Genomic DNA, 14,238 nt, shown 5'->3' with positions numbered 1-14,238 from the left:
TAGATTCTGATGATTATTTGATTTGATAAAGATTTATTTGTTGATTTTAATACTCAGTCCACTTATTGGAGCTCCAATCACTGCAGATATTTCTTCAGTATTAAATCCAGATTTCATCATGGCGATTGCTATTGCTTCTAGATCATGAGCATTTCTTTTATGAAAAATTTTATGTGATATAATATCATTATTTTTATATAATATTGTATCTTTTTTTTCTTGCATTTGAGAACTGCTTGTCTTTAATTTATGCAGAATATGTGTTTTTGTATATTTAGTATTTTCTTTACAAAATTGCATAATATTTATTAGTTCATCTTGATGCTTTTCGTATAATTCTTTTAGTAGTTCTATTTTTTTAATTTCTTGATTGAAGTTAGAGATCAATTTTTCTGTTTTAAATGAAGATTTATTGTCATATATGCTATTTAATGTCACTAAACAAAATTTTATGCATGTTATAGCAAATAACAATACATATTCGTATATATATTCAAAAGATATCGGTAATAATTCGTAATTATAGTCAGATATATACTTAAATAATACTATTCTATTAGTTGTAATTATAGTTAACAATATTATTGTTGATATTTGCCAGTTTATTACTGTACTTAACAAATATGTGCTGAATAGCAGTACTATAGCTAATAACAGGTAATTTTTAATTATAGTAACATAGAATATATTAAATGCTATCGATGTAGTAAATATTATAATATAAGATAAATGTTTTATATTAATATTTTGTATAATAATTTGCTTGTGATTGTGAAATAAAATGGCATACACCAAAATAATTAGTGATATTATAGATCCAATATATATAGATATTTGGTAAAAATAACTTAAATCTGCGTTATTAATAAATGTATTGAGTATTACAAAAAATATGGATAGTGATCCTCCAAATAAATGTTGTATATGTTGTTTTTTAACTATATTAAATAGTTTTTTATACAAGCTAATAAATAGTAATTGATAATCTAATTGAAGTATTTTTATCCAATATATATTGCCTGATTTATTATTGTTTTTTTGATTTATTTTAAGTGTAAATCTTGCAGGTGTTTTTGTTATAATGTAATGTACTATAATTGTAGCGCAGATAGTTACTAGTGCTGCTGTTGTTGAAGATTCAGTTTCATTATCTAATGCTTTAAAGATAAATATAGTAATAAAACCCAAACCCATACTAATTAATATCACTAATTTTTTAGTTCTGAATCCGAATATTGTTAATATTAAGATAGGAATTACTATTCCTACATATAGACTAACAGTTGACAATATAATCTGTAATAGATCATCTGCATATAAAGCAATTATTAACCCTAATAATCCTATAGCAATCGAAAATATTTTTGCTGCTAAAATTTTATTTTTATGGCTATTACTTGGCCAAACATCATTTGCAAAAGTTATTGCCGCAGTGTTAATCCAGGAATCAGCAGTTGACATTGACATTGATATAATAGCTATTATTATTAACCCTGGGATACCTACAATAGTAGAATATTTGTTTATTAAAATTGGTATGAGATTGTTAGATGCTAAATTATCATCATTTATTAGTAATGAAATAGGAATACTGGTTGATACTATTATACTCATTATTAAAATGATTGCTGCAATCATTGCTGCTGATCTTGCTATAGATAATTTATTTGTTAGTAATACCCTGTGTGCTACATGTGGATTGATAAGATTCGCTATTAGAAAAAAGCATGATAAGTTAAGCATATTTAAAAAAGAGCGTTCTCCTATATTGAATATTTTTTTTATGTTAAATCCTCTATATTCGGTTGTATTTAGTAATTTATTACCAGAATTATCTAGATAATAGGTACTGAGTAGGGTAATGATGACAAGCACACCAATGAATATGGCTAATTGAATAAAATCTGTGTATATTACAGCTCTTATTCCTCCTAGTGTAGAATATACAATTACCAGCATTGACGAGAATGTTATAGCGATAGAAGTATTAATTGTAGTATAATACTCAAAAACACTGCCAAACGCCCTAAATTGCGCTGCTACCATTCCTACAGAATTAATGATTATTGTGCAGGATATAATGTATCTTAGTTCTTTACCATAAATTTTATTCATGGCTTCTGCTATAGAAAGACTACCTAAAAAACTTTGCATTCTGGGTATAATAAATAGTGCACACATTATTAACCCTAAATATGTAGCAGTTATTGTTAGAGTATAGTGTAATCCTTCATTATGTATTTGATACAATGCTAAAATAAAGCTACTAGCACTCAGATATGTAGCAACTATCGTTGCTACTAGCTCCCAGAGTGTAAAATTTCTGTTACCTAAAGCAAAATAACTAAATGAATCTACTGTGGATATTTTTTTTAGTTCAGTGCAAACAATAATTACTAAGCAAGCAACGATAATTAGCACATATCCTACAATGAGCAATATGTCTGTACTGGACAATACAGCAGCTGTAATTGGTATAACCTTTATTTATATATTAGAATTATTACGTGTTCTACTCATTACACAGAACTGGTTGTAATTATAATACAACCAGATACACTAGATATAGATACATCAATTAAACTATAAATACAACAAGTTTTAATTGGAAATATCACTATCTGAAATATTTTGATCTATAAATTTTATAGCTAAATCAGCTACACTGGTGATAAAGAACTTATTCTTATACTGGTGAAACAATGATCATACAACCGTAACTAACGCTATAACGAAATTTATGAATAATTATTTTCCGTATTTTGTTGACTCCAGATACTACTTGTTATGCTTATGCTGCATCCATTGTATCTCTTAACAATTCTGTTAATTTGAGTATTATTTCTTGCTCTGGTGAATTCTCTAATATAGAAATTTCAGATGCTAAACGGTTTATAGCTATTTCATATATTGATCTCTCGCTGTAAGAGCAGTCACTCTCAACATTTTTGTACAAATCTCTAACAACTTCTGCAATTGATAACAAATCACCAGAATTGATCTTAGACTCATACTCTTGTGCTCTTCTGCTCCACATTTTGCTATTACGCTTGGGTTTTTTTTGCATTATAGCGTATACGTCATCAATTTTAGACCTCTTACACAGATTCCTCAATCCTGATTGTACAGCCTTTCCAGTAGGTATTTTGATAGTCATTTTATCTTGGGGAAATGATATCAGATACATACTTACAGACAAATCAGCAATCTTTTGGTTTTCTATTCCGACAATTTCTCCTACTCCATGAGAAGGATACACCACCTTATCTCCGACACCAAAATTTTCCATTTCTATTAACCATATTCTTTTACTGTTGATCTATCTAATTCTATTGTCACTTAATAGCAACAAACGCCAACCTCTACAAATAATCCCGGGCATTCTAACATATTTTTTAGTAAAATGGAATACCTAAACAATTTTTTTAGTCCTTTGGGATTAATATTTCTCTTTTACCATATCCTCCTGGAGCAGATAAGATATTATTTTTTTCCATTTGTTCTACTAAATTAGCAGCTCTATTGTAGCCTATTCTGAGAGAGCGTTGTATATAACTTATGGATGATTTTCTTTCATTTTTTACTATTGATACTGCTTTTTGATATAAATTGTCATCAGTGTTATCATGGTTTGAGTTGGTATCATGTTTGTCAGAATCTTCTTGTGATAATGTAATATTCGAGATATATTCAGGTTTGCCTGTAGTTCTTAAAAAGTCGGTGATATTCAATATTTCTTTATCACTGACAAAAGGGCAATGTACTCTAATAATTTTTGAACTGCTACCCATGTATAACATATCTCCCATACCTAATAATTGTTCAGCTCCTTGTTCTCCCAGTATTGTTCTACTGTCAATTTTTGAAGTCACTTTAAAACTGATACGACTCGGAAAATTTGATTTAATTATTCCAGTAATGATATCTACAGATGGTCTTTGTGTAGCCATGATTATATGGATCCCTGCTGCTCGCGCCATTTGTGCTAGCCTTTGTATAGATGCTTCTACTTCTTTTCCAGCAACAAGCATAAGATCTGCCATTTCGTCTACTATTATTACTATGAATGGAATTTTTTTCATTTCTATTTCTATATTTTCATATATAGGGTTCCCTGTATCCAGATCAAAACCAGTTTGTACTGATCTTGTTAGTACTTGGTTATTAGTTATGGCCTCTGATATTTTTTCATTGAAACTACTGATACTACGTACTCCTAGGTATGACATTATTTTGTATCGGTTTTCCATTTCTTTTGTTGCCCATTTTAAAGCTGTAATGGCCTTGTGGGATTCGGTAACTACTGGGGTTATAAGGTGTGGTATATTATCGTAGACTGATAATTCTAGCATTTTAGGGTCTATCATGATCATTTTGCACTGTTCTTTTGTGTATTTATATAGTAGTGAAATAATCATCACATTCAGTGCTACAGATTTACCAGAACCAGTCGTACCTGCAATTAATAGATGCGGCATTTTTGCTAAATCTACAATAAATGTATTACCCCCTAAGTCTTTACCTAAAATTATTGGTAATATCATATAGGGGTTTTGGAATTCTTTGCTATTAATTAATTTTTTAGTACTAAAAAAACTTCTGTAGGGATTAGGTAATTCAATACCAAGAGCATTTTTATTTGGTATTATTGCAATACGAGTTGATGCTACTGATAGAGATCTTGCAATATCATCTGATAGCCCTATAATTCTTGAGGATTTAGTACCAGGTTTGGGCTCAAATTCATAAGAAGTGACTACAGGACCCTGTTTTATATCTATTATCTTTCCTTGAATACCAAAATCTTTTAGCACTAATAGTAAGTCCTCTGATGTTTTATTAATTGCATCCGTAGTTTGTAGTTTATTATCACGTTCAGCTATTTCATCTAGCATCTCGGGGCTAGGGAGTGATTGGCTGTTTGTATCGCAACTGATATTTTGCTTTTTTCTAGAGTGATCCCGCCGTTTTTCACTTATGTTATTACTAGTTATTTTGGCACCATTAAAATTTATTAATGACTGCTCTATGTTATAAACATTGCTTAATTTTAATATATTATTAATAAATTGATTGTGAAAAATTATTAATAAAGACTTTAATAAAATTTTAGGAATAATTATTATTAAGGTATAACATTTATATAAGTAATTTGAAAAATTGATATTTAATATAAATATTGGTAGTAAATTAATAATTATTATTTCTGATATCAAATAGTAGATGTTATAAGAATATTTTAAGTGAGATGATAATAAGAGGCCTATAGCACCTTCATTGCCTGAGGGTAGTGACTTAATGTTAAAATATTTAGTAAAAATATGGCTATATCTACCTAAGATAAAGGATAAGAAAATCATTAATATGATAATGGAAATTAGCCTTAATGTGCTTACCTTAATTGTATTACAAAAGAGTATACGATATGACGTAATTGCTAGTAATATTGGCAGTATAAATGCAGCTAATCCGAATAATTGATATAATATATCTGCAATATATGCTCCAAAAATTCCTAGTAGATTTTGTGTGATATTGTTTGTAGAGACATCTAAAGAGTTATCACTTGGGTTATATGAATATAATGACGTGATTACGGCTAATGATAAAAATAGTAAAATTAGTGATATGACTCCTCTTATTAAGAAGTGATTATTTTTAAAACTCATCTAGTAACTACAAATAAGAAACATACAACCCTTGCATTTAACTTTTTAATGCAGTTTTATAACTTTATTTTTCATCAATTAGTTAGTGACTTTTTGTATTGATATTTACTGCATGTAGACTCATCCCTAGAGACTCCTTCAGTGCAGACTGTACTAATCTATGTTGCTGCAAAATTGTCATATTTTCAAATATTTTATCTATTACTGTAATAGAATAGTGGTTTCTATCACCTACAAAATCCTCTACGCTGATCTTAGCCGTAGGGAAGTTTAACTTTAATATATTAACTAAATCTTCTTTAGAGATACTCATAAAACAAGCACATAAGCACGTTATAATCAATTTAAATTATACCAGAAAGGTACCAACCAAATGGTACATCATTCACTTATAGTTTGCAAACTAAATTAATTTTAATATAACTATAAACACTTTGTTTACACTTGTATTATACTATAAGCTGTATCAATTGACAAATAAAACACTATAAAGATCTTATGATAAGCTATTGTTTTTTCCTGTAGCATCAAATTTATGCAATGTTTTATTCCACTTAAAAGGGAAGTATATGCATTCTATTAATGCTTTATAGGCAGCAATACTATGCAATATAAAATACACAGGCCATAGGAGAATTGTTATAGATTTTTTTATCCAGTTTCCTTTATACATATCTTTTACTACAACAAATGCTGAGATATAAAAATAAGATAGAGTCAGCAATATATTGATATTGCATAAAGAATTAATAAATTTATTTTGCTTATCTACAATAATTGAAAATATTATAAACATTGGCATTGTAATAAAACAATATGTGCTGCAGCCTATAAATACGTATATAGAAATAATTTCTAAAACAGATAATTTTTTATATTCGCTAGCATTAATTATAAAGATACATAATGTTTGGATAAAACCCTTAATCCACCTGCTTCTTTGTGTGAGCCAATTTTTTATTTGAAAGGGAGCTTCTTCAAATGTAGTTGTATCGGTAGTAACATGAGTTTTATATCCCTTCGCGTATAACCTGAGCCCTATATCTGCATCTTCAGTAACGTTATATGAATCCCAGCCACCAATTTTTCTTAATACAAATGTTTTAAAATGGTTACTCGTACCGCCCAATGGTATTGGTAAGTTAAGTATATTTAAGCCTTTTATTAAATACTGAAACCATAAGCTGTATTCTAAATTCAGGAATCTTGTTAATAAATTTTGATCATAATTGTAAAAATTTAGTTTTGTTTGTACACATACATGTTGATTGTCCAATTTATTAAAAATATCCAATACAGTAAGTAATTGGTTGGGATCAGGTATATCATCTGCATCATATATAACCAGATATTCTCCAATAACATAATCCATTACATAATTCAGTGCTTTTGGTTTAGTTCTAGGAAAACTTTTGGGTACTTTAATAACCTGTATATATTTTGGTATGTTTAATATTGCTAAAGCTTTAATCATAGAATGATCATCTGATTCAATGATAAATTTTATATCTAATCTGTCTGTAGGATAATTTAGTTTCATTACTGATTTTATAATAGACTGTATAATTTCTGTTTCTTTATACATAGGGATCAGTATTGTATATACTGGAAAATATTTTTTTGTATTAAAAATATTCATAACTGTTGGACTTGGTATAACAGGACTTATTTGCTTATGCTTGATATCATTTATATATTTTTTTCTTTTATGAAAATATGATTTTTGAAAAATTGTTATATTAAATATGTTATTTACTAAAAATAATAAATTACTCGCTAAAAATAATGTGTAACTAAAGTAATATGTGATTGAAATAAATAATATTGTATTGGCAGTTAATGTTCTGAAAAAATTTATATTTTTTGCTGTAGCATTATCAGATATAAAATCCAGTAAATATTTGCTTTTAAGTGTACCAAAATATTCAAATTGATTTTCTAATAAGATTGTTAAGTCATTCTTTCTTATTAAAAATATTTGACCAGATCTGCTATCCAGATTTTTTATATATCTGATATTATTTATTAGATATATAATAGTATTATCATGTGTCTTACAAATGCAAAACCCTCTCGAATAGTATTCGTTTAATTTATCGAAATGCACTGCTTGAACCTCTAAGGATGATTTATTAAAATCTAAAAATTGATATTTTTTTATTATCTGTTCAAGTATTGCTTCATTGTCAATTGGATATCTCTCTAAAAAACTAAAAATACAAAATTCATTTTGTGAATATGTTTCATTTATATTTAGTAATATATCATTAGGCACTAATCTACTATGGAACACAATGTTCATGACATATTGTTCTATATTTTTATTTTTTAACATTTCATTATTATATGATATAATCTCTGTGTTTGGTCTGTAAGATGTATTGAAGGTTACTATACGGGAGTGAAATGCATTTTACAATACAAATATGGCAGTATATTCTTTCTATAAATTAAAAATATGTTCGACATTTGGTATGAGTAAACAGGTCAAATTAAAATTGCTCAGTGTACTTGGGTCAGATATTGTTATGGTTGCTGATAAAATTGTTATTCCTGGAGAAAAGGGGGAGTTTTCTGTATTATATGGGCACGCTAATTTTGTAGCTAAGCTCAAGATAGGTGTAGTAAGGGCTATGCAAGGTATTATCTGTCATAATCACTTTATATATAATGGTATTGCTACTGTTAATCAGGGTTCTGTTACTATAATAAGTGAGTTCATACGTGATCTACAAAAGAGTAATGTTAATGATATTAAGAATCACATAATGACTCTTAAGGATGATTTGGCTTCAGCAAAGGATGATAGTATAGATAAAACCATTATTCTAGAAGAAATTATGCAGTATGAATCTTTCTTGGATACTATTTGTACAATTTAGAGTTTTATAACCTGGATATAACATTTATAATGTTTATATTGATATCATAAATATTAATTTAAGCCGGAGAAGTGGTAGGTAAGCATTTAGATATTAGATGTTCCTCCACACTTTATAGAAATTGAGAAAATCACCCAAATCAAATATCAGTAAAAAAGCTGATGTGTGCTATCGAGATTTGCTATAAAATTTATAGTTACTAAATAAATAGTATGATAATACCATATCTAATTAACTAGATTTTAAACTTGGACTAAATTAGGTGATAAATAAAAAAAAATATTTTACCATATTTATATATGGTGTGTTTAGCGGATTCACATTAATGATCACTGGTAATACTTTAAACTTCTGGTTAACTTGTGTTGATATTGATATAAAATCTATAGGGTTGATTTCAATCATTACTTTACCTTATGCAGTAAGTTTTATTTGGGCTCCTATTCTTGATAGAATCAGAATTGAATATTTAGATTATGTATATAAAAATCATTATGTGAGATGGTTATTAGTTATCGCTGTGTGTTTAACTTTTACTATATTAATTATCAGTTATTTAGATCCTCAGCATAATATTTATGAATTCGCATTTGCAGCATTTTTAGTAGCATTTTTTTCATCTACTAAGGATATTATATTGAATACTTTAAGAAGTATTCTTGTACATAAACAATATCAACTAAAGATATCTGGCATTTATATATTTGGGTATAGAGTAGGTATGATATTATCAGGTTCTGGTGCAATATATCTCTCTTCTAGTATCTCATGGTTTTTTATATATAAAATATTTACTATTGCCAATATAATATTTTCTATTATTGTTATCTTTCTTTCAAAAGATATTGAATGTAAATTTCAGCATTTTACTGAAAATTCTTATGCTGAGCACAAAGAGGTTTTTTTTTTAAAAATATATCAATTTTGTACTACATGCATTAATTCTTTTACTAGAAAAAAAAATATGTTATACGTTTTGCTAATAATATTCTTGTATCGTTTACCAGATAATTTAATTGGAGTTGTACTAAATAAGTTTTTCTATCATGAATTGGGGTACTCAATATCAGAAATTGCGATTTTTGGTAAGTTCTATGCCGTAATAGGAGTGATTATAGGAGGGTTAATCGCATCAAGCATGATAAAGAAATCTAGTATAAAAAATGCATTGTTAAGATTTGGTATGGTACACACTTTGAGCCACTTGTTATTAATAATACAGCATATGTTAGGTAAAAATTTGTTGATTTATCTTATACTGGTAACTAGTGAGAGTATAACGAGTGGTATGGCAATGTGCGCTTATATAGCTTATATCACTTCTATGTGTAGCGGTAGATTTGTTGCTACTCAAAGCGCGTTTCTTTTCTCTTTTATGGGGTTATCCAGATCTATCGTTCCTACAGTTACTGGTTATATTTTAGTAGCAACTGGGTGGCGGGTATTTTATTTATTAATGATGTTGCTTGCTATCCCTAGTTTACTTATTATAAAATGCAAAGTGCAAGAGTGATATAAAATATGATAGTTAGTAATTCTTATCTGATGAATGTCGTTATTATTGTTCTTTATTTCTTGTTTTTGGTGTCTATAGGGTGGTATTTTAGTACTAAAACCAAAACCTTTAAGCATTTTATACAGAGCGATGCTCATAGCCATATATTTTTACTAACTGCTGTAATATTCACTTCTTCTATAGGAGGTGGTACGATAATTGGTATATCGGAAAAGATTTGTTCTGGTCATATAGAGTATAGTTATGCATCTATGATGGTTATCATAATAGATATAGTCATAGCTCAGTATCTATTACCAAGACTTATAAAATACAAGGGTTGTGAAACTATTGGAGATATTGTTTATTTACACTATGGTAATGCTGGCAGATTTATTGCTGGTTTATCATCAATAGTGATCTCTATTGGATTAATATCAGCTCAATTAAATGTAGCAGGTAAAGTACTTCAGTATATTTTTAATATCAATAACATGCAAGCAGTAATTCTTAGTGCTTTGATGATAGTTATTTACACCACATTAGGAGGATTTAAATCTATATTATTTTCAAATCAAATACAATTTGTTGCCATTATACTCTCCATACCAATATTGCTATTTTATGAAGTAAAATTTATTGGTATAAGTGAGTTTTATACTAAATTCCATAGTTTATTACATTCATTAAATACTGAATCGGAAAAAAATATAGTTTATAGTACTTTATTTGTATTACTAAGTTTTACTGTTATGAATTTATTGCCTAATTTTGTACAAAGAGCATTAATAGCAAGTGATTACAAGAAAACTCAGCTAGCTATATATATAAAATCATTGGTGTATTTTCTATTTTTATTAATAATTATTGTCAATAGTATTGCATCTATGCTCATATCTCCTAAGGTTGAAGGAATTTTTATTTTACATAAGATGATTGATATTTTATTGCCAACATTTATACAGTCAATAGTGATCATTGGTATATTTGCTGCTGTTACTTCTACAGCAGATTCAGATATAAATATTACTTCAATTGTATTAGTGAAAGATTTTTTGATACCTATGTTTAATATAAATAATCAGTTCATTTTACTAATTTTAGTTAGAATATTTAGTGTATTTGTTGGTGTTATATCAATAATTATTGCTATCAGATTTACCTATGTAATTGATCTAGTTTTACTATTCTCTGGATTTTGGGGGCCAGTCATACTACCAGTGCTCATTCTTTTGCTATTTGGTATAGTTGTTCCTAAATTGGTATTAGCAATTGCCGTTATTGTAGGTATTGTAGCATTTATCTATTGGGAGTTTATATTATCTTGTACAATACCGTTAACCGGAGCATTTGTTGGTACTATATTAAATTTTTTGGTTTTGATACTGTATCAAGCTGCTGTACAGATTATACAAAAATTCAAAAATCTAAGTCATAAAAAAACATTCTAATTTTTTGTAATTTTAACACTGTTGAAAATATTTTTTAACTAACACTGATGCTGATATCATTAACATTAAGCATAATTAGGTGTACAATAAACTGGTTGGTGATAAATTTTAACGGTATATGATTATGCAGTGGTTGTTAGCAGTTGTTTTTTGCATTAACATACTATCTTGTGTTCCTGGCCCTCCGCAGGAATTAAAGAGCCCCTGTGTAGCTGCAGATAGTTTTGATTTATTTGGTGGGTCTTTAAGTTTAGATTTAAGTGTACCCTGTATAAGATATCCTGTTAATGATAAGCATTTGTATCCTAAGTTTGTATATAAGAATACTGTTTAAATATTGATTGATTAGTGTTTTCTCTAGGACTGATTACCGTTACATTGGGATATCTGGATTGGTAGCTTTGTAGAACAGATACTGAATGTTGTTTACATAGCATGTGATTGTTTGTGTTTCCTAATCTTTTTTACCATTTAATTCAATTACTGCAAAGCTGATTAGGTATAGTATATCTTCTACAGATGCTCCTATGGGGACTATCTGTACTGAGTGTGCGAATCCGTTTAGCATAGGCCCTATAAAATTGCCTTTACCTACTTCTGAAAGTAAATGTGTAGAGATAGCTGCTGAGTGTAATCCTGGCATAATTAATATATTTGCAGGTCCGGTTAATCTACAAAATGGATATAGCTTTTGGAGATTGCTGTTTAATGCTACATGTACTGTCATATCGCCATCATATTCAAAATCTAAATTCATGGTATCGAGTTTTTTTATGGCTTTAGTAATTCTTTCATTATCGTGACATTTAGGATTACCAAAATTTGAAAATGAAAGCATTGCAACTCTGGGCTTACGGTTCATTATTTTTGATAATTCAGCTGTTTGTAAAGTTATATCTACTAGATTGTCTACATCAAGAATTTCTGACTCTATATTATCTGCAATAATCACTTGATGATGTTTAGAGATCATGATGGAGTACCCAATAATTTTATGATCTTTTTTTACAGATATAACTTTTTTTATATCATTTAAACTATCGTAGTAATTTTTAGTACTACCAGTAATCATAAGATCTGCATCTCCACATGCCAGCATGCAAGATGCAAATACATCTCTATCATGAGTTACAATTCTTGCGCAGTCTCTATATAGATATCCTTTTCTCTGTAATTTTTTATATAGATATTCAATATATTTAGACAAATTACTATTGATAGCGGCATTGGTAATAGTAATATTTTTTAAATTTGTATCTTCACCTATTTTATGTAAAATCGGTAGTATTTTGCTTTCTCTTCCAACTAATATGGGTATCCCGTATTGCCTATCACGCACTACAATGGCGGCTTTAATTATTTCTTCTTCTTCACCTTCTGCAAATAATATCTTTTTAGGATTATTGCTGTGAATTTGATCAAAAAAACTACTGATATAGTGATAAGATGGATTTAGCCTGCCTGCTAAGTCAATTTCATATTGTTTTAGATCTAAATCTTTAATCTGAGCGGTACCACTTTCAATAGCGGCTTTAGCTACAGCAACAGGTATCTTTGTGATGAGTCTTGGATCAAATGGGACAGGAATTATATAATCAACTCCAAAATATTTTTTAGAATCGCCATAAGCTTTGTATATTTCTTGCGGGACAGCCTCTCTTGCTAATTGTGCTAATGACATAACAGCGGCTATTTTCATATCCATGTTAATAGACTTAGCTCTTACATCGAGAGCTCCTCTAAAAATATATGGAAATCCCATAAGATTATTTATTTGATTGCTATAATCAGACCTACCTGTAGCAATTATCGCATCACATCTGGTAGATTTTATATCTTCAGGAGTGATTTCTGGATCAGGATTAGCCATAGCAAATATTATAGGATTATCAGCCATAGACTTTACCATTGGTTTGGTTACAGCTCCTTTAGTAGATAACCCTAGCAACACATCACAACCTTGCATTGCTTCTTCTAAAGTTTTAGATTGTGTTACTGCGTTCGCTCGAGATTCTTTCCAAGGATTCATATTTTCTTTTCTGCCTTTATATATTACAGAATGGCTATCACATAAGATTATATTATTTTTGTTAGCTCCAAGTGCTTGAATTAAGTCAAAACATGCGATAGCTGCTGCTCCTGCACCATTAATGACTATTTTGGTGTTCAATAATTCACGATTTGTCAAATATAAGGCATTTATTAACCCTGCTGCTACAATAATGGCAGTACCGTGTTGATCATCGTGAAATACCGGTATATTCATGAGTTTGCTAAGCTTTTCTTCAATTATAAAACATTCCGGAGCTTTTATATCCTCAAGATTAATCCCCCCCCAGGTATCCCCTAGATATTTGATTACATTAATAAATTTATCTGGATCGTTGGTATTTACTTCAAGATCATATGCATCGATATCGGCAAATTGTTTGAATAATATTGCCTTACCTTCCATTACGGGTTTAGCTGCTGCAGCTCCAAGATTTCCTAGCCCCAGTACTGCACTGCCGTTAGAAATAACTGCAACTGTGTTACCTTTTGAAGTATATTTATATATGTTATCTATGTCTTTTTTAATTTCTAAACATGGTGCTGCAACTCCAGGTGAGTATGCATAAGATAAGTCTTCTTGTGTAAGAACAGGCTTAGTAACTTTTAAAGCTATTTTACCTGGTGTATCATATTGGTGATACCTAAGTGCATCATTATATTCTTTATCATTTTTACTATTATTACTCATT

The 14,238-nt window shown here is 28.9% G+C and carries 10 protein-coding genes; 4 read left to right on the top strand and 6 right to left on the bottom strand.

Annotated elements, in window-relative coordinates; all coding sequences use genetic code 11:
• Nucleotides 1-33: 33 nt before the first annotated feature.
• The 5 genes from IHI24_RS03770 to IHI24_RS03750 form a co-directional block, all read right to left on the bottom strand.
• Nucleotides 34-2,421 carry a sodium:solute symporter family protein gene (locus tag IHI24_RS03770; protein WP_194966729.1) on the bottom strand — a complete coding sequence of 796 codons (2,388 nt, stop codon included), beginning with the start codon at nt 2,419-2,421 and terminating at the stop codon, nt 34-36.
• Between the two features lie 370 nt (nt 2,422-2,791).
• Nucleotides 2,792-3,289, bottom strand: a complete 498-nt coding sequence (locus IHI24_RS03765; RefSeq protein ID WP_194966728.1) for a CarD family transcriptional regulator — start codon at nt 3,287-3,289, stop codon at nt 2,792-2,794.
• A 136-nt stretch (nt 3,290-3,425) separates the two neighbouring features.
• Nucleotides 3,426-5,669, bottom strand: coding sequence for a DNA translocase FtsK (locus IHI24_RS03760; RefSeq protein ID WP_194966727.1), 2,244 nt, complete (start codon nt 5,667-5,669; stop codon nt 3,426-3,428).
• 82 nt (nt 5,670-5,751) lie between these two features.
• Nucleotides 5,752-5,982 carry a BolA/IbaG family iron-sulfur metabolism protein gene (locus IHI24_RS03755; RefSeq protein WP_194966726.1) on the bottom strand — a complete coding sequence of 77 codons (231 nt, stop codon included), beginning with the start codon at nt 5,980-5,982 and terminating at the stop codon, nt 5,752-5,754.
• A gap of 183 nt (nt 5,983-6,165) precedes the next feature.
• A complete protein-coding gene (locus IHI24_RS03750; protein WP_194966725.1) occupies nt 6,166-7,971 on the bottom strand; it encodes a glycosyltransferase in 1,806 nt (601 codons plus the stop codon).
• A gap of 172 nt (nt 7,972-8,143) precedes the next feature.
• Here IHI24_RS03750 and IHI24_RS03745 point away from each other — a divergent pair, with 172 nt between their 5' ends.
• The 4 genes from IHI24_RS03745 to IHI24_RS03730 all read left to right on the top strand — a co-directional run bounded on the left by IHI24_RS03745 (nt 8,144) and on the right by IHI24_RS03730 (nt 11,831).
• Nucleotides 8,144-8,551, top strand: a complete 408-nt coding sequence (locus IHI24_RS03745) for a hypothetical protein (RefSeq protein WP_194966724.1) — start codon at nt 8,144-8,146, stop codon at nt 8,549-8,551.
• Nucleotides 8,552-8,813: 262 nt separating this feature from the next.
• A complete protein-coding gene (locus IHI24_RS03740) occupies nt 8,814-10,064 on the top strand; it encodes an MFS transporter (RefSeq protein ID WP_194966723.1) in 1,251 nt (416 codons plus the stop codon).
• A gap of 8 nt (nt 10,065-10,072) precedes the next feature.
• Entirely contained in the window at nt 10,073-11,497 is a 1,425-nt protein-coding gene (locus tag IHI24_RS03735; RefSeq protein WP_194966722.1) for a sodium:solute symporter family protein, read from the top strand.
• 124 nt (nt 11,498-11,621) lie between these two features.
• On the top strand, nt 11,622-11,831 hold the full coding sequence (locus IHI24_RS03730; RefSeq protein ID WP_228777152.1) for a DUF2706 domain-containing protein: 210 nt from the start codon (nt 11,622-11,624) through the stop codon (nt 11,829-11,831).
• Nucleotides 11,832-11,951: 120 nt separating this feature from the next.
• On the opposite strand, the gene IHI24_RS03725 is transcribed toward IHI24_RS03730, so the two are convergent.
• On the bottom strand, nt 11,952-14,237 hold the full coding sequence (locus IHI24_RS03725; protein WP_194966720.1) for an NADP-dependent malic enzyme: 2,286 nt from the start codon (nt 14,235-14,237) through the stop codon (nt 11,952-11,954).
• Nucleotide 14,238: the final 1 nt, after the last annotated feature.

This window comes from Rickettsia endosymbiont of Cardiosporidium cionae (assembly GCF_015476335.1).
Classification (GTDB): domain Bacteria; phylum Pseudomonadota; class Alphaproteobacteria; order Rickettsiales; family Rickettsiaceae; genus JADHZC01.
The sequence above is the reverse complement of the archived record's forward strand: the minus strand, read 5'-3'. Positions and strand labels throughout refer to the sequence as shown.